The sequence below is a fragment of the Aureliella helgolandensis genome, assembly GCF_007752135.1.
Classification (GTDB): Bacteria; Planctomycetota; Planctomycetia; order Pirellulales; family Pirellulaceae; genus Aureliella; species Aureliella helgolandensis.
This window is the reverse complement of sequence record NZ_CP036298.1, coordinates 6,384,012-6,407,652: the sequence shown is the minus strand read 5'-3', so window position 1 is coordinate 6,407,652 and position 23,641 is coordinate 6,384,012. Positions and strand designations below refer to the sequence as shown.

General features: G+C 54.2%; 21 protein-coding genes. 13 read left to right on the top strand and 8 right to left on the bottom strand.

The window, feature by feature from the left end; all coding sequences use genetic code 11:
• Entirely contained in the window at positions 1-1,119 is a 1,119-nt protein-coding gene (locus tag Q31a_RS22500; RefSeq protein ID WP_145082793.1) for a transporter substrate-binding domain-containing protein, read from the bottom strand.
• Between the two features lie 477 nt (positions 1,120-1,596).
• On the opposite strand from Q31a_RS22500, the gene Q31a_RS22495 reads away from it, so the two are divergent.
• Positions 1,597-3,213, top strand: a complete 1,617-nt coding sequence (locus tag Q31a_RS22495; protein WP_145082791.1) for a D-alanyl-D-alanine carboxypeptidase/D-alanyl-D-alanine-endopeptidase — start codon at positions 1,597-1,599, stop codon at positions 3,211-3,213.
• Between the two features lie 380 nt (positions 3,214-3,593).
• On the opposite strand, the gene Q31a_RS22490 is transcribed toward Q31a_RS22495, so the two are convergent.
• Positions 3,594-4,187 (bottom strand): peroxiredoxin, encoded by a 594-nt coding sequence (locus Q31a_RS22490; protein WP_145082789.1) that lies wholly within the window; start codon positions 4,185-4,187, stop codon positions 3,594-3,596.
• 190 nt (positions 4,188-4,377) lie between these two features.
• Here Q31a_RS22490 and Q31a_RS22485 point away from each other — a divergent pair, with 190 nt between their 5' ends.
• Entirely contained in the window at positions 4,378-4,737 is a 360-nt protein-coding gene (locus tag Q31a_RS22485; RefSeq protein WP_145082787.1) for a nucleotide pyrophosphohydrolase, read from the top strand.
• 271 nt (positions 4,738-5,008) lie between these two features.
• On the opposite strand, the gene Q31a_RS22480 is transcribed toward Q31a_RS22485, so the two are convergent.
• Positions 5,009-5,470 carry a RidA family protein gene (locus Q31a_RS22480; RefSeq protein ID WP_145082785.1) on the bottom strand — a complete coding sequence of 154 codons (462 nt, stop codon included), beginning with the start codon at positions 5,468-5,470 and terminating at the stop codon, positions 5,009-5,011.
• A gap of 562 nt (positions 5,471-6,032) precedes the next feature.
• On the opposite strand from Q31a_RS22480, the gene Q31a_RS22475 reads away from it, so the two are divergent.
• The 3 genes from Q31a_RS22475 to Q31a_RS22465 all read left to right on the top strand — a co-directional run bounded on the left by Q31a_RS22475 (position 6,033) and on the right by Q31a_RS22465 (position 9,037).
• Positions 6,033-6,845 carry an SDR family oxidoreductase gene (locus Q31a_RS22475; protein WP_145082783.1) on the top strand — a complete coding sequence of 271 codons (813 nt, stop codon included), beginning with the start codon at positions 6,033-6,035 and terminating at the stop codon, positions 6,843-6,845.
• A 49-nt stretch (positions 6,846-6,894) separates the two neighbouring features.
• Complete coding sequence (locus Q31a_RS22470) at positions 6,895-7,974, top strand: sugar kinase (protein WP_145082781.1); 1,080 nt, start codon at positions 6,895-6,897, stop codon at positions 7,972-7,974.
• Positions 7,975-8,266: 292 nt separating this feature from the next.
• Entirely contained in the window at positions 8,267-9,037 is a 771-nt protein-coding gene (locus Q31a_RS22465) for a PIG-L deacetylase family protein (RefSeq protein ID WP_145082780.1), read from the top strand.
• Between the two features lie 163 nt (positions 9,038-9,200).
• Here Q31a_RS22465 and Q31a_RS22460 read toward each other — a convergent pair whose 3' ends face one another.
• Positions 9,201-10,742: an FMN-binding glutamate synthase family protein gene (locus Q31a_RS22460; protein WP_197355523.1), complete on the bottom strand. Its 1,542-nt coding sequence runs from the start codon at positions 10,740-10,742 to the stop codon at positions 9,201-9,203.
• Here Q31a_RS22460 and Q31a_RS22455 point away from each other — a divergent pair.
• Together Q31a_RS22455 and Q31a_RS22450 are read left to right on the top strand one after the other, a co-directional pair.
• Entirely contained in the window at positions 10,729-11,694 is a 966-nt protein-coding gene (locus Q31a_RS22455; RefSeq protein ID WP_145082776.1) for a glycerophosphodiester phosphodiesterase, read from the top strand. The genes Q31a_RS22460 and Q31a_RS22455 overlap by 14 nt on opposite strands.
• A 465-nt stretch (positions 11,695-12,159) precedes the next feature.
• On the top strand, positions 12,160-13,698 hold the full coding sequence (locus Q31a_RS22450; protein WP_145082774.1) for a glycosyltransferase family 4 protein: 1,539 nt from the start codon (positions 12,160-12,162) through the stop codon (positions 13,696-13,698).
• Here the strand turns inward: Q31a_RS22450 and Q31a_RS30965 are convergent.
• Positions 13,695-13,901: a hypothetical protein gene (locus tag Q31a_RS30965; RefSeq protein ID WP_145082772.1), complete on the bottom strand. Its 207-nt coding sequence runs from the start codon at positions 13,899-13,901 to the stop codon at positions 13,695-13,697. The two genes, Q31a_RS22450 and Q31a_RS30965, sit on opposite strands and share 4 nt — an antisense overlap.
• 327 nt (positions 13,902-14,228) lie before the next feature.
• On the opposite strand from Q31a_RS30965, the gene Q31a_RS22440 reads away from it, so the two are divergent.
• The 6 genes from Q31a_RS22440 to Q31a_RS22415 all read left to right on the top strand — a co-directional run bounded on the left by Q31a_RS22440 (position 14,229) and on the right by Q31a_RS22415 (position 20,318).
• Positions 14,229-14,780: a transcription termination/antitermination NusG family protein gene (locus Q31a_RS22440; RefSeq protein ID WP_145082771.1), complete on the top strand. Its 552-nt coding sequence runs from the start codon at positions 14,229-14,231 to the stop codon at positions 14,778-14,780.
• A gap of 173 nt (positions 14,781-14,953) precedes the next feature.
• A complete protein-coding gene (locus tag Q31a_RS22435; RefSeq protein WP_145082770.1) occupies positions 14,954-15,904 on the top strand; it encodes a GDP-L-fucose synthase family protein in 951 nt (316 codons plus the stop codon).
• Positions 15,905-15,969: 65 nt separating this feature from the next.
• Entirely contained in the window at positions 15,970-16,986 is a 1,017-nt protein-coding gene (gmd, locus tag Q31a_RS22430; protein ID WP_145082769.1) for a GDP-mannose 4,6-dehydratase, read from the top strand.
• 253 nt (positions 16,987-17,239) lie between these two features.
• On the top strand, positions 17,240-18,628 hold the full coding sequence (locus Q31a_RS22425; protein WP_145082768.1) for a UDP-glucose 6-dehydrogenase: 1,389 nt from the start codon (positions 17,240-17,242) through the stop codon (positions 18,626-18,628).
• A gap of 13 nt (positions 18,629-18,641) precedes the next feature.
• The gene (locus Q31a_RS22420) at positions 18,642-18,938 is read left to right on the top strand and encodes a hypothetical protein (protein WP_145082767.1); all 297 of its coding nucleotides are present in this window, start codon (positions 18,642-18,644) and stop codon (positions 18,936-18,938) included.
• A 30-nt stretch (positions 18,939-18,968) separates the two neighbouring features.
• A complete protein-coding gene (locus Q31a_RS22415) occupies positions 18,969-20,318 on the top strand; it encodes an asparagine synthase-related protein (RefSeq protein ID WP_145082766.1) in 1,350 nt (449 codons plus the stop codon).
• Positions 20,319-20,382: 64 nt separating this feature from the next.
• Here the strand turns inward: Q31a_RS22415 and Q31a_RS22410 are convergent, their stop codons facing one another.
• From Q31a_RS22410 to Q31a_RS22400, 3 genes are all read right to left on the bottom strand, one after another.
• Positions 20,383-21,759: a class-III pyridoxal-phosphate-dependent aminotransferase gene (locus tag Q31a_RS22410; RefSeq protein WP_145082765.1), complete on the bottom strand. Its 1,377-nt coding sequence runs from the start codon at positions 21,757-21,759 to the stop codon at positions 20,383-20,385.
• A 132-nt stretch (positions 21,760-21,891) separates the two neighbouring features.
• Positions 21,892-22,413, bottom strand: a complete 522-nt coding sequence (coaD, locus tag Q31a_RS22405) for a pantetheine-phosphate adenylyltransferase (protein ID WP_145082764.1) — start codon at positions 22,411-22,413, stop codon at positions 21,892-21,894.
• 8 nt (positions 22,414-22,421) lie between these two features.
• Entirely contained in the window at positions 22,422-23,606 is a 1,185-nt protein-coding gene (locus tag Q31a_RS22400) for an aminotransferase class V-fold PLP-dependent enzyme (protein ID WP_145082763.1), read from the bottom strand.
• Positions 23,607-23,641: the final 35 nt, after the last annotated feature.

Below are 23,641 nucleotides of genomic sequence, written 5' to 3'. Positions count from 1 at the left end.
CTATTCTCCTAGGTAGCGATAGACGAGTTCGTCCCAGGCATCGCTTTCCCGGTAACGCAATAGTTCTTCGTTGAGCGGTCTGCGCAGGTTGCTGCCAGGACATAGTGCGATCGCATACTCTTGCACATTAAACAAAACTGGAACGATATCGATTCGGTTGATGAATTGCTCGCTCGCTAGATACTTCAGCAGCGCCGCGTCATACACAACTGCGTCAGCTTGGTTATCGTCGACCGCCTGGATCGCTGCTTCAGGTGTTTGGTAGGCTCGAAAGAAAATATGGCGTTGACGCAAATAATCTGCACTCGTGCTGTCATTGATCGTCGCAACCCGCACGTGATGCAAGTCGGCCACCCGTGCGATTCCGGTGTCGAGTTGTTGCACGGTTAATACCGAAGTAATTACGCCCGTGAGAGTCGACACCACAATGATGCTGGAAAACATCGCCAATGCTGCAAGCAATCTCCCCATCGAACTCGCTGGGACGACTCCCTTGTTTCCGAGCAAGAGAGTTGTCGACCACCAAACTCCCATGCCGATTCCTTGTCGCCGCTTGCCACCAAACATCGTCGTATTGCGGTTGCGTTCAAAAATCCAGAAGAGAAAACCGCAGACGATGACGATGCCCACCATCGTCAGCATCAACTTCACCAGTCCGCTAGACACGACTCGTCGCAGAATCGTACCCGGCCCCGTGCGTTCTCTGGAGCTGATCGCGATGCCCAGACCGGTGGAGAAGTGAGGATGGCAAAAGCCGACTCGCTCGTGACGTTCTGAGGTCACACTAATTGCAGCAACCGCTGCGTCTAAATCGCAGGTCTCAAGTTTGTCGAGTATCTCGTCGAGCGGCAGTTCCTCAAATTGAAACTCAAGATTCAGTTCATCGGTTAGGTGTTTCCATAGTTCAATACTGATTCCCGTCCATGAACCGTCCGGATTCTTAATAGCGAAAGGTGGGCTGTGCTTTGTGCCCACTTTCAAGACGACTCTCGAGGAGTCTTCCGTGATTTCCGTGTTGATTGTAGCAGACGGTTCCTGAGCGAGACTGTGCAGTGCACTGCTACCGGAGAGCAAGAGGAACACTAACGCGGGCCAGTAAAATCGCAATACATCGATCATGTCAACGGTCCTATATCATTCGGCCTGATCGGCCGTGGAGTTTCCGTCCCAGCGAACCCTTGGGGCAGAAGGAACCGTATTCTTGGCTGAAGTCCCGTGTCTGCTGCAAAACTTAACGCCGAGGGCCTCCTCTCGCGACTGGATGAAGCGATCTGTTAGATCTTGAGTGTAACCGAAATGCATACTTCGCCCCAGTCGGCTCGATTGGGGGTTCGGCCGATGGGCGAAGGTCAAGCCTCTTGCACCACTTCCAGAGCGTCGTGGAAGAGGAGAGACCGTATGTGGGGCTCCTAAGATTCGATCGTGTGCTCGCTCTACTCATTTTGTACATTCAAGAAAGTCAGCAACGCTGATCGCGTACAACCAGAGTGTAGGCAGGAGGCAACAACTGAGCTGAGTGTGCGACGGAAGCCGATATGCCAGTAGCGGCATCTTGCCCGCCGCGTGAATTTGAATTTATTGAAAAGAGTTATCGAAATGAGAACGATTGGACCACTGCTGTGTGCCATGTGGAGCTTCATGCTCCTGGTAGGCTGCAACCATGAGAGTAAAGACAGGCGAGCAGTTCCCGCCGACATCCAGGCAATTTTTGATAGGGAATTATATCGCGAGTCCGTCTGGGCTCTTAGAGTGGTTGATTTGGATAGCGGTGAAGTTCTCTACGATCAAAACTCAGAGGACAGCCTGTTTATTGGTTCCGTGAGGAAAGTGTTCACGATTGGTGAAACGCTAGAGGCCCTCGGGCCAGAATTTAGGTTCCGTACTCCCGTGCATCGCCGAGGGATTGTCCGTGACGACGGAGTGCTTGAGGGAGATCTCATCCTAGTTGCGAAGGGAGACTTCACCATGGGGGGCCGGAGAAGCCCTGATGGAACCATGGCCATCACGAATCTGGACCACAATGAGGCCAACACGCTTGGAAACGCTATCTTAACCAGCCCCAATCCACTGTGGGGTTTTGACTCACTGGCTGCCCAGGTCGCAGGCTCTGGAATCAAGGCGGTGAACGGAGAGGTCGTCATTGATGATCGATTGTTCCAGCCCTTTGAATTCCGAGAGGAATTCATGGTTAGCCCGATTTTCGTCAATGATGATCTTATTGATTTGGTCATTCGGCCAACGAGACCGGGCAAACTGGCCGAGGTTGAGCACAGGCCACTGTCGCAGGCGTTTACGGTCACCTCTGAACTGACAACCGCTTTGCCGGGAGAGGGAGAACGGGTGGAGTTAGCGCCTAACCTTGCAGATGGTTTGGGAGCGGGAGGGAGTTCGGGAGCGGTGGCGGGGCGTTTGCCTGCGGATTTTGTGCCTCCAATTACGGAATCCTGGCCATGGGTGCGAACGTTTCGCATCACAGAACCGGCCAACTACGCTCGGACTGTATTTATCGAGGCGTTACAGCGGGCTGGCGTAAAAATTGTCAACGCGCAAGCAGTTGGGAGCAATCGCTCTGATCTTCTACCTCCACGGGACACGTACACGGCCGAGACATTGCAAGCCGAACTGGAGTCGTTACCCTTCGCCGAGTATGCAAAGTTCGTCCTCAAGGTGAGCTACAACATCGGGTCGGATACGAGCCTGATGCTGTGGGGACTCACCCAAGGCTGTGACAATTTAGAGGACGCGTTGGCACTCGAACGCGAGCATTTAGTCGGCAAGATTGGCATTCCCGAGAGTGAATTTCACTTCGTTGATGGAAGTGGCGGTGGCCCGACAACTGCCACGAACACCGCCGTTTTGCAAATGCTGAAGTACAACGCAGAGAGTAGCTTTTTTCCGCAATTTCTGGATTCCCTGCCGGTGCTAGGGGGCGACGGTCCGCTCGCGTTTTTTACCGATTTTGAATCCGATCCGACACTGGCCGGTGCCAAGGGAAATGCCTATGCAAAAACGGGGACATTTGCTATCGGCAGCAAGGATGGCATTCTGTTGAAAGGGCAGTCTTTGGCGGGCTTCATCGACACCCAGCATGGACGCAGGTTGATGTACAGCCTGACGGTCAACAATGTACAGCTGAGCAACGATGTTCAAGAGCTGTTGAAGGTTTCTCAAGACCAGTCAACTATAACGGCTATTCTGTGGCGAGATCATTAGCCGGTGGAAACGCCCCTGTTGTTGACTGTTGGTACGGCCAGGCAGGCGGGCTGTTGATGGAATAGCAACTTGAATTTCAACGCGGAGGTCGTATCCCTAATTGCTCGGCAGCGGTAACCACCTTTCCCTGCTCACGGAGCGGGGTACTATTTCAGCTGCCCGTAGGGGCTGGGGGGCAACGACGAAGCAAGAGACTTTGCAGCCTGTTGATTGCGCAACACTAGGCTTGCCTGCGTTGTACTAGGGTATCGAGCGGCGGTCTTCGGTTCGCAGTGGAGTGATTGCAAACCGAGACCGCCCAAACGCTCAAAAATCTAAAGTGCACTTCCGTGTGCTTTTCCAGCAATCTTCCGCTGATGCTGGGTGGATTCCAGCGCGCCCTACGACGAGTACTCGGCAGAGAAAAAGGACTTGCTATCGTTGACGGTCGGCTTGATGGTTCGCGAACCTTCCTTCCAGTTGGCGGGGCACACTTCGCCGTTCTTCTCGAAAAATTGCAAGGCTTGCACCATTCGCAGAGCTTCGTCCACGCTGCGGCCCAGCGGCAGGTCATTCACGACTTGATGGCGTACGATTCCTTGCGGGTCGATCAGGAACAGGCCGCGTAGGGCGACCGTCTCATCGGTCAAAACGTCGTAGTCGCGAGCGATCTGTTTGCTCAAATCTGCAACCAACGGGTATTGGATCTGGCCGATACCACCTTGATCTCGTGAGGCGTTGCGCCATGCTAGATGGGAGAAATGACTATCGACACTGACGCCAATAATTTGAACTCCAAGGTCCGCGAACTCACTCGCTCGATCCGAAAATGCAATGATTTCGGTGGGGCAGACAAAGGTGAAATCGAGAGGGTAGAAAAAGAGCAAAACGTACTTGCCCTTGTAATCACTCAGGCTCAATTCCTTGAACGAGCCATCTTCCATTACCGCTTGTGCAGTGAACTCGGGGGCTGGTTTGGTGACCAAAACGCTCATCTTATTTGACTCTCTATTTATCTCACTTGGGAAACGGATTCTAATGAGGATTGAGGAGGCCAGGAGCTGAAATTAATCGTGGCTCGCGCCCGCTCATTCGCGACCTATAAGCGTAGCAACCGCAATTGGAATTGACGACCCATGGAACGCGTGTTTCAGGTCGCCCCACTTCAACCAGGAATCGATCACCATGAATCACTCCAGCCAGCATGCCCAGGACGAATCGACCGATGATGCTACAACCCCCGTAGGAGAGCTGCGCAATATTGTGCGGGAGTTTGTTGATCAGCGAGATTGGCGGCAGTTCCATAACGCTAAGAATCTCAGCATGGCACTGAGCATCGAAGCGGGAGAGTTGATGGAGCATTTTCAGTGGCTTACGACCCAGGAAGTGGTCGACCGCAGCGGTTATTCGGCCGCCGAAGTTGCCGAGGAATTGGCGGATGTCGTCTCGTATGCACTGGCTTTGGCCAATATTTTGGACATCGATCTTTCCACGGCACTTCGCGACAAAATGGTCAAGAACCGGCTCAAATATCCAGTGGCATGAGCGGCAGTCGATTTTCAAAAGCATTTTCAGCTTTGACACATCGGTAGTGCCCCCCTAATTGCGCTCTCGCGGCAATCACGTCTCCTTGCTCACCTGCGGTTGATTTACAGAGTGAGTTTATTTTTAACGTGAGGGGGCGTTCCCTTAGTTTTCCTGTAGCGGCAACCTCTGGCCTGGCTGACGCGGCGGTTTATCGTTTCAGCAAACGGTCGCGGTTAAGAAACTGTCATGCATGCGGCGGGTTGCGGTTTTTACTAGCCGGCGAGCGGCCCTAGCTGATTTCGAAGATACCTTCGATTTCAACGGCAATGTTGGTTGGCAAGGCGTTGGTACCCAAAGCGCTGCGGGCTCCAATTCCCAGATCGGGGCCGAAAACATCGGAAAAGAGCTGGCTGCAGCCGTTGATGACTTGCGGTTGTTGCTCGAATTCGTCGGTGCATCTTACCAACGCTAGGAGTTTTACAACGCGAGTAACGCGGTCCAAGGTCCCTAGGGCGGACTTCAGTGTCGCCAGCATGGCCAATCCCGTTTGTCTGGCAGCTGCGGTACCTGCTTCCAGGTCCATGTCGGCTCCCAATCGGCCAGTGATAAGGGTGCCATCACTTTTTAAAGGGCCGTGGCCTGACAGATAAGCCAAATTGCCTACGATGACGACCGGCTTGTACAAGCCGACTGGCTTAGGGGCGGGTGGGAGTTCAAGTCCGAGTTTAGCCAATCGTTGTTCTGCTGACATGAGTTCGCTTTGTGTCAAAAGTTTAAGGGTGGTTGGGGACAGAGCCTATCTGCCGAGAGACTGGTAGTCCCCTAGTCTTCACCATTCCTGGATGCTCTGCAAGCGGTCCTCGATGCTGAGGGGGAGAAGTGAAGAAACCAGGCTAGGCATGGGCCGTTCAGCTACCCATCGTCCTGGCGTCTCAAAGCCTTAAGGGATTCCCGTAGGTCCACTTCCCGATTTCTACATCTATACTCTCCTCCAGCTAGGCTCCCCTATATCGAGCTTGGTATTTCGGGCCGATTTCCTCCCACGGGGATATTGATGGTGGCGTCGGGGGCGTTGGCCACTTTCGAGGCATTTCGCCGAGCGAGCGGAACCCGCAGCGCAAACGAGCTAAGTGGCTTTTAGCGGGATTCATGTGGCAAGATGGTATGGAGGTCAACCCTTGGCTGCCAAACAGGGGAAGTGAAAATGGAGTTATTGCTGGTCCATTACCCAGGAACATACCCTTGAACTATGCCCCGTTTCAGGAGATGCTGTACCCCCTTCCCCCGATTTTCCCGTGATGACGAGTAGCCCAATGTCGAAGAATCTCTTTTCCCTTTCCGAAGATGTAGCGGTTGTGATTGGTGGTACGGGCGGTTTGGGAGGAGCCATGGCCGACGCGCTGGCGGCCTGTGGGGCGAAGGTCGCGGTTGTGGGGCGGAGTGCAGAACGTGGCGCGGTTCGTGTTGAAGCCATCCGAGGAGAAGGTGGAGAAGCCCTGTTTCAAGCCGCCGATGCGATGGATCGCGGGTCCCTGAAGGCGGCGCGGGAGGCGATTGAATCGAAGCTGGGGAAGGTGAGCATACTAGTGAACGCGGCTGGTGGAAATCATCCTCAAGCTACCTTGCCACCGGGCAGTGATTTTTGCGATCTGCCGGAAGATGCCTGGCAGAAAGTCTTCGACTTGAATCTGGTGGGTGGCGTTTTGCTGCCATGCCAGGTCTTTGGCCAATCGATGGTGGCCTCCGGACGCGGCAGCATCATCAATATCGCTTCGATGTCCGGCATGATCCCGCTGTCTCGCGTAGTCGCGTACTCGGCAGCCAAGGCGGCGGTCATCAATTTAACCCAATTTTTGGCTCGCGAATGGGCTACGACCGGAGTGCGCGTCAACGCACTGAGTCCTGGCTTTTTTCCCGCTGAGCAGAATCGAGCATTGCTCTACCAAGAGGACGGCTCTCTCTCCGAGCGCGGTGGGCAGATCATCGGGCACACGCCGATGGGACGATTTGGCAGACCCGAAGAGTTGGGAGGGGCCGTTTGCTGGCTCGCCTCTCAAGCCGCCTCCTCCTTCGTCACTGGACAGAATATTGTCGTGGATGGAGGGTTCTCCTCCGTCACGATTTGAGCCTGTTGCCAACTCATTTTTTTCTTCTTAAATTTCTAACGAGACTCTCATGGCTAAACTTGATATCAAAAAAGACGCGGCACTCGACTTTCTATCGCTCGGCGCCCTCGTCCATCGTCTAGATCCAGGCACGATCCCTTTCCGCAAGGCACGCGCGTTCGATGTTCACGTGTCGGGTGGCGAATACAATGTGGCTGCCAATCTATCGGACTGCTTTGGCCTGAACACTGGCGTGGCGACTGCCATGGTCGACTATGGTGTTGGCGAGATTGTGCAACGGGCGGTGGCTGAAACGAAAGTCAAGCCGTTTTACAAGTGGTTTGAGCATGATGGAGTGCGTGGACCTAACATCGCCACGGTCTACAGCGACCGGGGAGCCGGAGTGCGAGCTCCCGTGGTTTTCTACAATCGAGCCAACGAAGCTGGAGCCATGCTCAAGCCGGGCGATTTTGACTGGAAGAAAATCTTCAGCGATGGAGTCAAATGGTTTCACTCCGGCGGGATTTTTGCTGCACTCTCCCCGACCACTTCCGAGTTGATCGTGGAAGGCATGCAAGCTGCCCAAGCGGCCGGGACTATCACGTCCTTTGATCTCAACTACCGAGCTAAGCTTTGGAAAACGATTGGTGATGAGGCGAAGGGGCAGGAAATGTGCTGCCGCATCGCTGAGAACTGTGATGTGCTGGTCGGCAATGAAGAGGATCTGCAGAAGGGCCTGGGAATTCAAGGGCAGGATGTGGAAAGTAAGTCAAAGCTGGACCCCGAGCAATTCTTCAACATGATTGAGAAGGTCGTCAAGAAGTTTCCCAAGGTTAAGCTGGTCGCTACCACGCTTCGCGAAGTGCGTTCGACCAATCGCCATGATTGGGCTGCGGTGATTTGGTACGATGGACAGAGGTACGTTAGTCCCACCATGTCGCTCGATGTCATCTGCCGCATCGGTGGTGGAGATGGGTTTGCCTCTGGCCTGTTCTACGGCATGTTGGCCGGCAAAGAACCAGAGCAAGCGCTGCGATTGGGCTGGGCACATGGTGCACTACTGACAACCTTTACGGGCGACGTCAGCATGGCCAAGCTTCCTGAGGTTGAGGCCTTGGCACTCGGTGGTTCCGCGCGAGTGCAACGATAGAACGAGCTGAGAACGCAACCCCAAGGCTCTGTGCCTTGGGGAGTTGCCAGCTCATCGGCTTGTTGATTCAGTAGCGTTTTTAGTTCTAACGCGATGGTAGCGCCACTAATTTTCCTACAGCGGCAACGACCTAACTCTGTTCACGTGCGGGTACTGTTTTTAACAAGCCGTTGCGCGGTGGATGGGGTGCACAAGCGGCAGTGGCGATGGGCGATGTGAGGAAGCACCTTGGTGAACGCTCTTTCGATCGATGGTTGTTGAGTCCGTACGAAATCACTTGAGGTAAGATGTCATGTCCTCCAAATCGGTACTAGCGATCGCGGCTCATCCGGACGATATCGAGTTCGTCATGGCTGGTACACTTTTGCGATTGGCTGAGCAGGGGTGGGAGGTGCATTATTTCAATGTAGCGAACGGTTGCTGTGGCTCCATGACGTTGTCCCCAGCGGCCTGTGCGGCAGTCCGATTGAAAGAAGCACAGGCGGCGGCGGCGGCTCTGCCGGCCAAATTCTATCCTCCGATTTGCAACGACATGGAAGTTTTCTATGGTCCCTCTCTGTTGCCCCAAGTCGCAGCGGTGGTCCGCGCGGCCCAGCCGCAGATTATCCTGACGCATGCGATGGTGGACTACATGGAGGACCATCAGAATGCAGCTAGGTTGGCGGTGGGAGCCGCGTTTACCCGAGGAATGCCCAACTTTCATGCCTCGCCAGCAACCGCTACCTGCGACCATGACGTAGCGATTTACCATGCCCAACCGCATGGGAATCGAACCCCTATGGGCGACCCGGTGCGGCCCACACACTGGGTCGACATCGAGCCGCAGATGCCTAAAAAACGCGAGCTCTTAGGTGCCCATGAGAGCCAAGGACAATGGCTCGACGATACACAGCGGATGAGTTCCTACCTCCAGACGATGGAGGACTTGAACCGCGAGGTGGGCAGCATGAGTTCGCGTTTTCGCTATGCCGAAGGCTGGCGCCGCCATTTGCACTTGGGGCTATCTGAGCCCGGATTTGATCCACTCCAGGCAGCCTTAACGGATTGCATCGAAGTGAATTGAAGCGAGTGAATTGAAGCGAGTGAATTGAAGCGAGTGCAGTGAAGCGAGTGCAGTGAAGCGAGTGCAGTGAAGCGAGTGCTGCTTGTTGGGGCGGAATGAGTTAGCGTGGAGGTTGAGTTCAGCAGGAATGCCGTGGGTGAGCCCTCGGGAGCAACCATTCGATTTAGGCGGGAACGTGACCGAAGGTTTCCGCCGAGGCCGATTCGACAGCACGGCGGTAATGTTCTGGTAGCGGCTCACGCAGCAGGGCACCCTCCTCCAAGTAATCGTATAGCTCGCCGTAGTGTTTCGTGATCACGGGCGAGACCCGGTGCATTACGTGCCAGGGACGCAGGTCCACTGGGCTAGCCAGGCCGATGGCCCCCAGCATTTCGCAGAAGCTCTTGAGAGTCTCGTGGTGAAAGTTGGCGACGCGAATTCGCTTGTCGGACGGAACGAGGCCTGCCATCAAGTGTTTGTCTTGCGTGGCCACGCCTACTGGGCAATGGTTGCTGTTGCACTGCAGAGCTTGGATACACCCCAGGGCCAGCATCATGCTGCGCGCGGAATAACAGGCATCTGCGCCTAGAGCCAAGAGCTTTAGGATTCCAAAACCACTGGAGACCTTACCGCTGGCAATCAATTTAATGTCCTCCCGCAGCGAGAAACCCCGCAGTGCATTATGGACAAAGATTAGACCTTCGAACAACGGCGCGCCGATGTGATTGGAGAACTCAAGCGGTGCTGCTCCCGTTCCCCCTTCACCGCCATCGACGGCAATGTAGTCAGGGGTGATGCCGGTTTTTTGCATAGCTTTGCAGACAGCTAAAAATTCACGCCGCTTGCCAACGCACAACTTAAATCCGACTGGTTTTCCGCCGCTAAGCTCACGCAATTGAGCTACGAACTCCAGCAACTCAATCGGAGTGCTAAAGGCGGAATGCCCTGGGGGGGAAATCACGTCACGCCCCATCGGGACGTGGCGAATTTGCGATATTTCGGCGGTGACTTTGGCTGCTGGCAAGATCCCGCCGTGTCCGGGTTTCGCACCCTGTGAGAGCTTGATCTCAATCATTTTAACATTGGCTAAGGAGGCATTTTGCCTGAACAGGTCTTTGCAAAACTGCCCGTTGTCCAATCGGCAGCCGAAGTAACCAGTGCCGATTTGCCAAATCAGGTCTCCACCGCCAGCGAGATGGTAGGGGCTGATTCCCCCTTCACCGGTATTGTGGGCGAAGTTGCCGAGCTTGGCACCGCCGCTGAGCGACAAGACTGCATTCTTGCTAAGAGAACCGAAGCTCATTGCTGAGATGTTCAGCAGGCTGCATGAATACGGCAGGGAGCAGGACTTGTGGCCAATCGTCACTCGCATGTTATCAGGGTGGTGGGCGAGTGGAGCCATCGAGTGATTGACCCATTCATAGCCGGTCACGTAGACATCTTCCTTGGTCCCAAACGGGACCGTGTCGCGCGCCCGCTTGGCTCTTTGATAGACTAGCGAACGCTGGTCGCGATCGAAGGGAACTCCCTCGGTATCGCTCTCAATGAAGTATTGGTAAATTTCTGGCCGAACGAGCTCCATCAGGTATCGCATGCGGCCCAGCAACGGAAAATTGCGTAGGATGGAATGCTTCGTCTGGAAGTAATCGTAGAGTCCCAGCAACGCTAGCGGGCCTATTAGGACCCAACTCCACAAGATCAATGGAAACCAAATGCTTACAAGCAAACTAAAAAATACAACGCCTATAAGAACGCTAAGAAACATTCTCCGCATTTGGCCTACTCTCAATCAAGCGGTTGGTTTTACTGTGCTACACAGCTTTGCGTCATTGTGGCGCAATTTTCGAGCTTCAACCAGTGGCATCGGATTGACGCTGACTCTTGCTATTGGTTTCATCAACTTCGGTGCATCGCTGGGATTGGCGCAAATGATTGTTGGGCATCGCGGGGCGTCCTACGATGCGCCGGAAAACACGATAGCTGCATTTCAGGAGGCATGGAAGCAACACGCTGACGGTGTGGAGGGGGATTTCTACCTGACGACTGACCAGGAGATTGTTTGCATTCACGACAAGGATACGCTTCGTACTGGCGGGAAGAAGCTGAGCGTGGCTGGCAGCACTTTGGCGAAACTCCGTTCACTGGAGTACGGTAGTTGGAAAAATGCAAAGTTCGCTGGCGAACCTCTCCCTACCTTCCAGGAAGTGTGGAAGAGCATTCCTGCAGACAAGTGGTTCATTATTGAGTTGAAGGTTGGCCCCGAAATTGTCCCGGTTTTGAAGCAGCAAATCGACGCCTTGGCGATACCCCACGAACGCTTACTCGTCATCGCCTTCAATACCGACACCGTAGCCAAGACCAAGCAGCTGCTGCCCGATGTCCGCACCCACTGGTTAACAGGCTACAAAGCGGATGCTGACACGGGGGAATTTACGCCAACAGCAGCTCAGATTGCAAAGACCCTGCAAGCCTGCCATGCGGATGGACTAGGGACCCAGGGGAACCGGGATGTCGTGAATGCGGCTTTTATCGATCAGCTCAAACGCGCGGGAATGCGGGAATTTCATGTATGGACGATCGATGCCCCTGAAGACGCCAAGTATTTTCAGAAGCTAGGAGCGGTGGGTATTACGACCAATCGCCCCGCCTTCATTCGAGAGTCGCTGGGGCTGGAGTGATGGGCAAAACTGCGGGAGAAGTCGCTGGCCGGGGAGTGATTCCTGGATGCAATTGACGTCTGTAGAGCAGTGGTGACGCATGTGTGACTAGGGCGGAATCCGTAATGGGGGGGCGATGAATGGGAGGTGCGGTTGGGCCTCTGGTTTTTCCACTGCTCGGGGTTCTGCAGGCGGGGTGAATGCCGCTCTTGTTGGGGGGCTTCCTGCGGCTCGTTGGAAAATTGGGCGACGTGGAGAGTGGGGTTAGGTAATTTAAATACCCGATAATCGGAAGGACCATTCGAGCCCCAATTGGTGTTCAAAACCCTACAGTCGGCATATAATGACCGCCCGATGCTGGCTGCCTAAGTCTTTCAACCGGAATTTGTTGGCGCCGAATAATCAGCGAATCAGTATGGGCTTCTGAAGAGGCAGATTTGCCCGATCTGCTAAAGCAACTTGCCTTTCGATCTACAGAGTCAACAAATGCTTGAGCTTTCCTTGGTTTTCATCGCTAGCTTTCTGCTATCAGTGGTGTTAACCCCTCTCGTGCGACAGTTTGCAATCCGATTTGGGATTGTCGATCATCCCGATGGTCATCGCAAGCTACATGGACGAGTTATCGCTCGTGCGGGGGGGACTGCAGTGCTGTTCTCCGTCTTGATCGTCGGTGGAATTGCAGCGACCAGCTTTGACCTATCGTTGTTGAAGATAACCCATATTACCCCCTATTTGGCACTGTTGTCGGCCATGGTAGGCATTTGGTTGTTGGGACTTGCCGACGATATTTGGACATTGAGAGGTCGGCAAAAGCTGCTTGGGCAGACCGTGCTGGCTGCGATGCTCGTGTTAGCTGGCTTCAAGATCGGCAGCCTGCAGATATTTGGTAATCAAATCGAACTGGGGTTGCTTGCAATTCCCCTGAGTATTCTATGGTTGCTGATGACCACCAATGCACTCAATCTGATTGATGGCTCGGATGGTTTATGTTCAACATTGGGAGCTGTTATTTGTGGTGCGTTGGGGGTCCTGGCCTCGGTGAATCACAACTTCGCCGAATCGGTGATTGCCTTTGCCTTCTGTGGAGCATTGATTGGGTTCTTGGTCTTCAACTTCCCGCCCGCGTCGATTTTCCTTGGTGACTCGGGAAGCCTCTTGGTGGGGATGGTAACGGGGGCGCTGGCCATCCGTTGTTCGTTGAAGGGGCCTGCTACGGTTGCTTTCCTCGCGCCGCTAGCGATCTTGTCCCTTCCGCTACTCGACTCATGCATGGCGATCATTCGGCGTAAGTTGACAGGTCGTTCGATCTACACGACCGATCGCGCGCACATGCACCATACGTTGAAGAATCGCGGCTTAGGGGATCGAAGCCTATTGGTCATCGTGGCTGTCCTCTCGCTGATTACCGCATCGGGGGCTCTTGCCGGTCAAATTTTCGGGCGAGACTGGATCGCACCGCTGAGCGTATTGGTGGTGTTTGCCATGTTGGTAACCACCAAAGCGTTTGGTTACGCAGAGGTGGTGCTCATGATGCGCAAGGCATCGCAGTTTGCGGGCAGCATGCTTCAGCCAGTTGAGGGAATCGATTCTGGGAGGGAGCGAACGGTTCACTTGCAAGGGACGCGACAATGGGAATCGACTTGGCAGTCGCTGGTTGAGTTCGCGGACACCGAGGGCCTATGCAAAGTGCACATGGATTTGAATGTACCCTGGTTGGAGGAAGGGTTTCACGGAACGTGGCATCGTCTCAAGATGCCTGACCGTGCGGAGCGTTGGACCGCTTCATTGCCGCTCCACTTCAGCGGCAGGATTGCAGGCCGAATCGACCTGGCGGGGCCAACGGAGTCTGGAGATTCGATCGGTGTGATTGGCAAAACGATCGAATTTGTGGAAGAACTCATTCCTCAGATTGAGCTTGTACTTTCGCCGTCGCTCGTACTGCCTGAGGCATCTCGTCCGACCGATTCTGAATCGCTGGAATCACCGCAGCTTGCGGTTCCTGGCGTGCCCACGCTCCGTGGCTAAGCCTGCCTCTTGACGCTGGGTAAGCGGTACAAGCGTTCTTCACCACTGGAGTCTGCGGCATCGGTAGGCTCAGCGGGAGATTGAGTACAGGCGTCGGCGGCGAATTTCGCAGCGGCAATAATTTCGCAGCGGCAATATTGTGCACCAACCCGGCATCCATGGATCGCTGTCGCGATGGGAGTGCTGGCGGGATGTTGGTGCAACCTCTGCCGTTTCAAACCAGGAAGTGCTCTGGGGGATACGTCGCCAGAGCACGCGCCCGCCACCGGGTGCGGTGCCCAGGAAATGTCTATCCAGCGAAGCAGAGATCTGGTAGTAAAGGTCTCTGGGTGACTTCAGGCCTACGCAATGCAAGCAAACTCGTCGACTAGACGCTAGCGAGTGGAATGCAAGAACAGCGTAGGAGGAGGTTTGGCCGTTCCGTCGTTGAGTCCAGTTGGCCACTTGTCCGCACGCCATAGGGAGCATGCAAGTGGCAGGGCAGCTGCACAACTTCTGTTTCAATTTGCTTGCGTGCAACGAGTGATGTTATGCCGATCCTAAATCGTGAAGCCGACATTTATCCAGAGAACTTGCTTGATAGTGAGGTGGCGACTTGTCAGCCCTGGTGGGCCATGTACACGTTATCGCGACATGAAAAGAAGTTGATGCGGCAACTGACCAAGCTGAACCTGCCCTTCTACGCTCCGATTATCGAACGACGCTACCGCTCTCCCAATGGGCGAAAGCGAGTAAGTTACGAGCCCTTGTTCGGCAACTATGTATTTGTTTGCGGTGATGAGCTGACGAGGTACAAGACGGTAAGCACAGGCAGCGTCAGCCGAGTTATGCCGGTGCCCCAACCGCTGGAGTTGGTTACCGATCTGCGGCAAATTAGAAGCTTGATTGCGACCGATTCCCCTCTATCGCCCGAAAGTCGACTGGAACCGGGGCAGCGCGTCCGCATTCGCAGCGGATCGTTTGCGGGGTACGAAGGTGTTATAGTGCGTCGTGACAAGGAGGTGCGTTTGCAGGTGAACGTGCGATTTATGGAACAAGGTGTTTCGGTGGTGATCGAGGATTTTCAGGCCGATCCGATTTGAGCATCAGGAGTGATCCGCTACGATGTGGACCAGAGCAGAGTGGCAAGCATTCAATTCTTGCAAATTCCAGACTCCGACCGATGTTTGTTGTCAGACGAAAGCATTCCGGCGGAGTTCGTTCAAGGGAAGAAACTAGTTGTGTGCCGGGTCCTGAATTCGTCAAAAGTGTAGGTATGCTCAAATACTCCTCAATCTATGTGGCTGGCCATCGAGGGATGGTGGGATCTGCAGTTTGCCGGCGACTCCAAGCTGAGCCTGGAATTCGGTTGGTCACGCGCAACCGTGCTGATTTAGACTTGGAGGACCATGTTCGAGTCGACGATTTTTTCAGGCAGGAACGGCCGGAAATGGTGGTATTTGCGGCGGCACGTGTTGGCGGTATTCATGCGAACAACACCTATCCTGTTGAATTTCTGACGGAGAATCTCAATGCTCAGTTGGCTACAATTACCTCAGCCTTTCGACATGGCGTCAAGCGTTTCCTGTTTCTGGGAAGCACATGCATCTACCCGCGGATGGCCAATCAGCCGATTACCGAAGACCAATTGTTGACCGGTCCTCTCGAGCAAACCAACGAGGCCTATGCCTTGGCGAAAATCTGCGGACTCAAGTTGTGCGAATACTACCGCCGACAACACGGGGTTCTATTCCATTCGGCCATGCCCACCAATCTGTATGGTCCGGGAGACAATTATCACCCTCAACATAGCCACGTGCTCCCGGCCCTAATTCTCCGGTTTCACAGCGCGAAACAGAATGATGTTCCGAGTGTAGCCATCTGGGGAACGGGGGAACCACGCCGCGAATTCCTCTTTGTGGACGACATGGCAGACGCTATTGTGCATCTCCTGTCGCTCGAAAATCCACCAGATTGGGTGAATGTTGGCTCAGGCAAGGACCGGAGCATCTTAGAACTAGCTAGACTGGTAGCCAAAGTTGTGGGGTTTCAAGGCGCCATTGAGACGGACCCCTCCAAGCCCGATGGCACGCCACGGAAGCTGACCAGCATCCGCTTGTTGGAGTCTACCGGTTGGTCGCCGACGACCGACCTCGAAGACGGTGTCCGCCGGACTTATGCCGACTTTTTGCGACGTATTGAATCCAATAGCTTGCGTTCGGTATAACGCTAGCCCTTATCTGTACTCTTGGAAATTCTCAAAAAATTTAATCAGACAAAGTTTTTAGCTCCATGAACAAATCTGCTTTAATCACTGGCATCACCGGTCAAGATGGATCGTACTTAGCGGAACTATTGCTGGAGAAAGGCTATAAAGTTCACGGTCTCGTACGCCGCAGTAGTAGCTTTTCCACCGGGCGGATCGACCATCTCTACCAAGACTCCCACGAAAATCCACAGTTGTTGTTGCACTATGGCGACCTGACGGACGGTCAAGCTCTGACCAATTTGGTGCAAGAGATCCAGCCCGATGAAATCTACAACCTGGGTGCTCAAAGCCATGTGCGAGTTTCCTTTGATCAACCCGTATACACGCTGATGAGCGACGGTGTGGGAGCGCTGAACGTGCTCGAAGCTGCCAGATTGTTGAACAAGCACAAGCAAGTTCGAGTCTATCAGGCCTCTTCGTCGGAAATGTTCGGCAAAGTGCTGGAGACGCCGCAAACGGAGACAACACCGTTCAATCCACAGTCTCCCTATGCCTGCGCCAAGGTGTATGCGTTTTTCCAGACGATCAACTATCGTCGAAGTTACAACATGTATTCGTGCAACGGCATTTTGTTCAATCACGAATCACCGCGTCGGGGGGAAACGTTTGTAACTCGAAAAATCACTCGAGCTGCGACGCGCATCAAACTCGGCGCCCAGAAAAAGCTCTACCTTGGAAATCTCGATGCAAAGCGGGATTGGGGCTTCGCCAAGGACTATGTGGAAGCGATGTGGCTCATGTTGCAGCAGGACGCGCCCGAAGATTTTGTGATTGCGACGGGAGCGACCTATACGATCCGAGATTTTCTTGATTTGGTCTTTGGACAGCTCGACCTCGATTGGAACGAGTATGTGGAGATTGATCCGCGATATTTCCGACCCGCAGAGGTCGATTTATTGTTGGGGGATGCAAGCAAAGCCAAAGAGAAATTGGGCTGGACGCCTAAGACTGATCTTCAAGAATTGGCACGCATCATGGTCGAACACGACTTGAACCTTGCTAAACGGGAATTGCACAATTCCGGATTTCAGGCTTCCTAGTGCGGAAACCAACGTGTACTTAGGTTCGCGATAATGCTGAAGACAGTTTATCGTCCGCGGTGCAGGCGGAGGAACGAGCTTATGGCGAGGTCTTGCAATCCGATTTTTCGTTGTGATTCCGCACGGGACTCGTCTTTGAAGCCCCCCTTAAGAGCACCGCACTGATTTTTGGAGAGCGTTGACTACACTGGTGGGGTGAAGTCTGATGGTCGTAAAATTTTGCCCCTTTGATACTTGAAGTGTTGTTGCTCCAATGAAGATTTGCTGTATCGGTGCCGGTTATGTCGGTGGCCCCACGATGGCCATGATCGCGATGAAATGCCCTGAGATTTCGGTGCATGTAGTGGATCTCAACGCAGACCGGATAGCTGCTTGGAATTCGAGTGAGCTGCCGATCTACGAACCGGGGCTAGATGCTGTCGTTCAAGAGGCCCGTGGTCGAAATCTGACGTTTTCAACCGACGTGGAAACTGCGATTGCAGAAGCAGACATCGTTTTTATCTCAGTCAACACACCCACAAAAACGTATGGAATTGGAGCGGGACGCGCTGCCAACCTGGAATTCGTCGAGAAATGTGCTCGACAAATTGGTCGCGTTGCCCAGGGGCATACGATTGTGGTTGAGAAGTCGACGTTGCCTGTGCGGACTGCCGAAGCGGTAAAGCGGATTCTTAGCTCGGTGGCTACAGAAGCTACCTTTGATGTCTTGAGCAATCCCGAGTTTTTGGCGGAAGGCACCGCCGTAAATGATCTGCTCAATCCCGATCGAGTGCTCATTGGTGGTGAGTCTGCTGAGGCGATTCAAACCCTAGCCGATATCTACGGCAACTGGGTGCCTAGCGAGAGAATCCTTACCACCAATCTGTGGAGTAGTGAACTCTCAAAATTGACCGCCAACGCGTTTCTGGCTCAACGCGTCTCCTCAATCAACGCGATGAGTGCGTTGTGTGAAGCCACTGGAGCAGACGTGGACGAAGTTGCCAAGGCAATCGGTACCGATTCTCGCATTGGCCCGAAATTCCTAAAGGCTTCTGTTGGGTTTGGCGGCAGTTGTTTTCAAAAAGATATCTTGAACCTCGTCTACTTGTGTTCTCATTTCGGCTTGCAGGAAGTCGCTGAGTACTGGGAGCAAGTGGTAGTTATGAACGACTATCAGAAACGACGATTTGCAGAATCTATCGTCAAGACAATGTTCAATACCGTGTCGAGCAAGCGGATTGCGATTTGGGGCTGGGCGTTCAAGAAGGATACGAATGACACCCGAGAGTCGGCAGCCATCTATGTCTGCCGAGATCTACTTCGCGAACGGGCACAGTTGCACATCTACGACCCTCGCGTCTCAAAGGCGAGGATTCTGGAGGATTTGGAGATCGTTATGCGGACGAACGGAGATAGCTTATCGAACTCGGAACGGGAGCTCATCGAAAAAAACGTGCACGTGGCGACGACGAGTTACGAAGCGGCTGAAGAGGCGCATGCGATTGCGGTCCTTACCGAATGGGATGAGTTCAAAACGCTCGACTTCGATCGCGTCTATCAGGGGATGCATCAGCCCGCTTTTGTCTTCGATGGTCGCAATATTCTAAACCATTCCAAACTAGCGCAAATCGGATTCGAAGTTCACGCAATCGGCAAAAAATAATGGCAGGTTCTTGATGAATAAGCACTCACTACCGCAGAGCCCCGACGGAGCTCGGCCGGCTGTTCCCGTGTACAACCTGACGATTTTTGTAGCAGTGGCCGACACGGGGGGCTTTCGTGCTAGAATTGCAAACTTAGAACTGGAGTCTATGGACGGACCGACCATGCGCGATGCATTGAGTAAGAGCGTGCAATCTGCAAAAGAGGCGATTCGCAAGTGTCTGGAGAATCAACAAGCGGTTCCTTGGCGCGAGACGATGCTGCAAAAGCAATCGCACGAACAACAGTTCTTGGTTCCCTTGCACTTGTAACCTGCTATTCATTGACCGAATCCTACCAGTATGAACGCACCTCAGACGATCGAACGCGTGGTTGATTTTGTTGATCCCAGCCACAATATCCTGCTGAACATGAGCTACGAAGAGGCTCACGCTCGCGTGCTGTCAGGCGACGCGGAGCGCGTGGGCGAAATTGATGGTCAGTTTTGTATCGTTGCGCGTGAGGGCAAGAAGGTTCGGCTCGCGCGGTCGATTGGACGACCTCTACGGTACTTCCTGGCGAAACGCGCCGCGGGGCCCTGCCTCATTATCGCAGAGCGAATCGACCAGATTGTCGCGGCTCTCAAAGCTGAGGGGCTCGCGAATCAGTTCCATCCCTCCTACACACGCATGGTGCCAGCCCATCACATTCTCGAACTCGAATTGGTTGGATGTCCGGATCCCAATCCACAGCTCAAGCGATTTTTTGATCCACAACGCGAGTGCTTGCCGGCCAATATTGAAACGATCGGCCAACAATATATTGGAGCACTCGCCGAAGAGTGCAGCCGTTGGCTAGATGCAATTGATGAACAGCAACCGATAGGGGTTCTATTCTCGGGTGGCATCGATAGTGGCAGTCTCGTGCTTGTGCTATATCACTTGCTCCTCCAGCGGGGACAGAGTCCCGCGCGCCTCAAAGCATTTACCCTATCGGTCGATACCGATGGCAGTGGAAAGCTTAGTACTGATGCGCAACAAGCTCTGGCCTTTCTCAAGCCGTTGCAGCTTGAGATGCTGTTGGAAGTGATCGAAGTGCCTGCAGCGGCCGTGGATTGGCGGAAGGCGATAGGGGTCGTTGAAGATTACAAGCCTTTAGATATTCAAGCTGCCACCATGGGACTCGCCCTGTGCCAAGAGATTCGGAATCGGTATCCCGAGTGGACTTGGCTGGTTGATGGAGATGGTGGTGATGAAAACCTGAAGGATTACCCGATCGAAGAAAACCCCGAGTTGACGATACGCAGCGTATTGAATAATCAAATGTTGTACCAAGAGGGATGGGGCGTCTCGGCCATTAAGCATTCCCTAGTTTTCAGCGGCGGACAAAGCCGAGGGCATGTGCGAACGTTTGCTCCGGCGAATGTGTGTGGTTTCCAAGGCTTTAGTCCCTATGCCCTACCCAAGGTGATTCAAGTTGCTGAGGGAATTCCGTTCATCGAATTGACCGACTGGCAGCATGAAAAGCTGTATCGTCTGAAGGGGGAGGTCGTGTCGTCAGGAGTGCGAACCCTCACTGGAATCGATATGCCCGTGTTTGAGAAGCAGCGGTTCCAAAAAGGGGCCGGGAGCATTGAGTTTTTCGACCGAGCGTTTCCCAAGGAAGAAGCAGCCTATCGCAGTGAGTTTCTAAAACAGTTCGCTGCAGTCTGAGGCGGCTCGCTGCCCCCCTGCCCTGTCGCGATGAGCAAGCTGAATGTCTGTGGCGCTGCCGAACCTAGGCACTGCTTGCAGATTGTGTGAACACTTGCTGCAGTCGTCGCCGCGTGGCTTCCAACTCTTCAGGTAGGATGGTGAAGGGGGGGAGTAGGACAATACGCGTTTTACGAGGCCCGGTATAGTGGACGAGTAGTCCCAGTGCGACGCAGCGTTTCATGACATCGAGTGTGCGCCGCTGCGCTAGTTCGATCGGCCGCTCTTGGGATGCAAACTCGATCGTGCAGACTGCCCCCTGTCCATCAATGCGGCATGGGATGCCCGTGGTCTTGACGATTTGTCCGACCATTTCTCGTAGCTCGGCACCCAGTTTTTGAGCCTGCTTAAACCAATGACCGCTCGCAAGTTGGCGGAGGGTTTCTAGTGCGACATTGCAAGCGAAGGGGGATGCCGCAAAGGTTTCTGATTCGGTGTTCTGTGGTATCGATTCGAGGATAGCCGCACTACCCACCACGGCGGAGATAGGAACCACGCCGCCACCGAGGCTTTTTCCCACAAGTGTGAGATCCGCTTGCCAACCTTGAGCGTGCGACAGCAGCCAATCACCACACCGGCCCAAGCCCGTTTGGATTTCGTCGGCGATTAGCACAATGCCGTGCCTCCGGGTGATCTGTCGGAGTCGTAGGAAAAACTCCTGAGGTGGAAAAATGTAGCCGCGCGCGCCCCAAGCCGGCTCGACGAGAATCGCTGAAACCGTGCTGGCCTGCTGTTCGATCTCCTCGAACAGATCAGATGTGCAAGCCAACTGGCAAGCGGGGTGAACTTTGCCGAGTGGGCATTGTTCGCAGTAGAGGGACTCGGTAGTCGGCCAGACACAATACGCTTCGGGAGCAAGCTGAGGATCCGTCGGTGTTGACTGGCCAAGCTGACTCAGCGGGCTCGTGGCGATGGAGCGACCATGAAAGCCCAGCTCTAAAGCTACCAGCTTACCGGGGCGAAAGGCGACTGCTGCTTTCCAGGCCGTTTCGACGGCGCGCGCGCCAGTCGAATTGAATACGACCTTGCCCGCATCCGCCCGCCCGGCATGGAGGGCTGAGGGTGTAGGAGCGTTCTCCACACCCGGTGGGCGTGCCGCGATGTTCCATAAGTGCTGCAGCAGTTGCTCTGCGAGTTGGATTTTTTGCGGATGCAACTCACCGGTTAAGTGCGAAAGTTGCCCGGCTTGGCGAGCGACCACATCTGAGATGGGAGGGAATGCATGCCCGAAATTGGAAACTGAATAACCGCAGGTGAGGTCGATATAGTCGCGGCCATCGACATCCCACAGCGTTGCACTGCGCCCATGAGTAAACACGATTCCGTACTTCGGGTCATGCCATCGAGCCGCACTTGCTGTCAGGCAGTTCGAGGCGCGTGCTTGCCAATCTGCGGAGTGCATCCAAGGTCTCAATGCTGTCGAACAGTTCAGTGCAACTGTAAGTATTAGGATAAAAGAGCGGTCGCCCTCGGGTAGGACGGTGCTGAGGCGGGTGCTGAGCGGTCAAAAAAATAGTAGCCTGCAGCGGGCCCCTCACGGTTCATTGGTTTTGAGGCGGCTGCCCTGCATCTTGGCACGCAGAGGAGCAATGACCGGATGTGGAACAAACTTTGCCAGTTTATCGTCGTCGCTTAGAAGAGCAATTTGTTTGATCAGAGAGCTCGACACGTGCGAATAATGTTCGTCTGCCATCAGGAAGACTGTTTCGATGTCCGAATCGAGCTGGCGATTGGCCATGAGCATGGTGAATTCGCCAGCAATATCGGTCAGTGGTCGTACGCCACGCACCATTACGCAGGAGCCACATTGCCTCACAAAGCTGACTGCCAGACCGGTAAAGGTAGCAACGCGTACATTGTTGAATGGAGCTACTACCGCCTCCAGCAACTCAACTTTCTCATCCGAAGTGAAGAGCGCTTGCTTTTCCGAGTTTAAGCCGATTCCCACGACTAATTCATCAAACAACTTACTCGCTCGCTCAATAACATTGAGGTGCCCCAGCGTAACGGGGTCGAAGGAGCCAGTATAAACTGCGACACGAGCTTTGTTTCTCATACTGGTTCTCAACTACTAAGTTTCTTGCGGGCCGCCTTCAATACATCGACGAGGCGGTCAATATCTTGGATGTCATTGTAGGCATGCGTGCTCGCTCGCAGGCGACCGCCACGCACGCTGGTAACGACTCCCTGCTCCAACCCCATTTGGCGAGCCGCTATAAGTGTGCTTTCGGGAACCGGGGCGGAAGCTCCCCAAGTTATACCGACTATGCCACTACGCTGATCCGAACGCGTGGGAAGACTCAGCTCGAATCCCGCCGACAGTAGCTTTCCCTCCAACTGCTGCACATTCTCTAAGATCGCCTGGGCAATGGGACTCTCTCGCAAATGGCAACCGAGGCGACATAATAATCCAAGGCTGCCGCCAAAACCGAGCAGGCCAGGCATATTGGCGGAACCTCCTTCGTACCGGGCGGCCGTTGTTTTAAGCTTTGCTGAACCAGGTTCAAACGCGCCCGCCGCCAGGCTCCCCCAGCCAAGCCCCATGGGCCGCAAACGCTCCAAATGCGCCGCTCGGATGTAGAGCAAGCCTGCCCCTTCAGGGCCTAGCATCCATTTGTGACCATCGGCGCAAACGAAATCGATTTGCGTTTCTTGAACGTCGATTGGAAAGGCCCCCAGGCCTTGGATGGCATCTAGCATTACCAAGCAATCGCGGGCATGTGCCAATTCAACCATGGAGCCGACGTCGAGGCGGTAGCCGCTAGAGAATCCCACCCAGCTGATCGCCAATAGACGGGTTCTGGAGTCCATCGTATCGGACACCGACTTTAGAGAAATTTCTCCGGAGGGGGGGACCGGAATCGCACGCAGTTCTACCCCCAGTCGTTCAAGATTTTTCCACGGCAAATAGTTGGATGGAAATTCGTTGGCCGGCACCACAACATTGTCGCCAGGCTGCCAGGGGAGTGCTTCGGCGATGAGATTCAAACCGCCGGTGGTATTGTTGACGAGAGTGATTTCATCGGGACTCGCGTTCAACAGGGACGCAGCCTGTTGGCGAAGATTTTGGACTCCGGCTGACCAGTCCAACCAGTGCACATCGCCATGCTGGCTCGCTGTTTGAGCGTAATCTTGGATTGCCTGTGCTGCTTCAGTGGGAAGAGGCCCAACCGCAGCGTGGTCGAAATACGCGTATTTCGCGGTGACCGGCATGTGGGAACGAAGTTGTTGACGGACGTCTTGTGCCATTACCTAGCCATTCAGTGATACATATTCGCTGGAAT

Bases quoted from the DNA above. Each gene is read 5' to 3' on its own strand.
- Q31a_RS22400 (WP_145082763.1), bottom strand. From the start codon at position 23,606: ATGGCACAAGACGTCCGTCAACAACTTCGTTCCCACATGCCGGTCACC.
- Q31a_RS22480 (WP_145082785.1), bottom strand. From the start codon at position 5,470: ATGTCAGCAGAACAACGATTGGCTAAACTCGGACTTGAACTCCCACCC.
- Q31a_RS22500 (WP_145082793.1), bottom strand. From the start codon at position 1,119: ATGATCGATGTATTGCGATTTTACTGGCCCGCGTTAGTGTTCCTCTTG.
- Q31a_RS22435 (WP_145082770.1), top strand. From the start codon at position 14,954: ATGCTCAAATACTCCTCAATCTATGTGGCTGGCCATCGAGGGATGGTG.
- Q31a_RS22470 (WP_145082781.1), top strand. From the start codon at position 6,895: ATGGCTAAACTTGATATCAAAAAAGACGCGGCACTCGACTTTCTATCG.
- Q31a_RS22410 (WP_145082765.1), bottom strand. From the start codon at position 21,759: ATGCACTCCGCAGATTGGCAAGCACGCGCCTCGAACTGCCTGACAGCA.
- Q31a_RS22490 (WP_145082789.1), bottom strand. From the start codon at position 4,187: ATGAGCGTTTTGGTCACCAAACCAGCCCCCGAGTTCACTGCACAAGCG.
- Q31a_RS22495 (WP_145082791.1), top strand. From the start codon at position 1,597: ATGAGAACGATTGGACCACTGCTGTGTGCCATGTGGAGCTTCATGCTC.
- Q31a_RS22415 (WP_145082766.1), top strand. From the start codon at position 18,969: ATGAACGCACCTCAGACGATCGAACGCGTGGTTGATTTTGTTGATCCC.
- gmd (WP_145082769.1), top strand. From the start codon at position 15,970: ATGAACAAATCTGCTTTAATCACTGGCATCACCGGTCAAGATGGATCG.
- coaD (WP_145082764.1), bottom strand. From the start codon at position 22,413: ATGAGAAACAAAGCTCGTGTCGCAGTTTATACTGGCTCCTTCGACCCC.
- Q31a_RS22455 (WP_145082776.1), top strand. From the start codon at position 10,729: ATGCTTACAAGCAAACTAAAAAATACAACGCCTATAAGAACGCTAAGA.
- Q31a_RS22440 (WP_145082771.1), top strand. From the start codon at position 14,229: ATGCCGATCCTAAATCGTGAAGCCGACATTTATCCAGAGAACTTGCTT.
- Q31a_RS22450 (WP_145082774.1), top strand. From the start codon at position 12,160: ATGCTTGAGCTTTCCTTGGTTTTCATCGCTAGCTTTCTGCTATCAGTG.
- Q31a_RS22475 (WP_145082783.1), top strand. From the start codon at position 6,033: ATGTCGAAGAATCTCTTTTCCCTTTCCGAAGATGTAGCGGTTGTGATT.
- Q31a_RS22485 (WP_145082787.1), top strand. From the start codon at position 4,378: ATGAATCACTCCAGCCAGCATGCCCAGGACGAATCGACCGATGATGCT.
- Q31a_RS22465 (WP_145082780.1), top strand. From the start codon at position 8,267: ATGTCCTCCAAATCGGTACTAGCGATCGCGGCTCATCCGGACGATATC.
- Q31a_RS22425 (WP_145082768.1), top strand. From the start codon at position 17,240: ATGAAGATTTGCTGTATCGGTGCCGGTTATGTCGGTGGCCCCACGATG.
- Q31a_RS22420 (WP_145082767.1), top strand. From the start codon at position 18,642: ATGAATAAGCACTCACTACCGCAGAGCCCCGACGGAGCTCGGCCGGCT.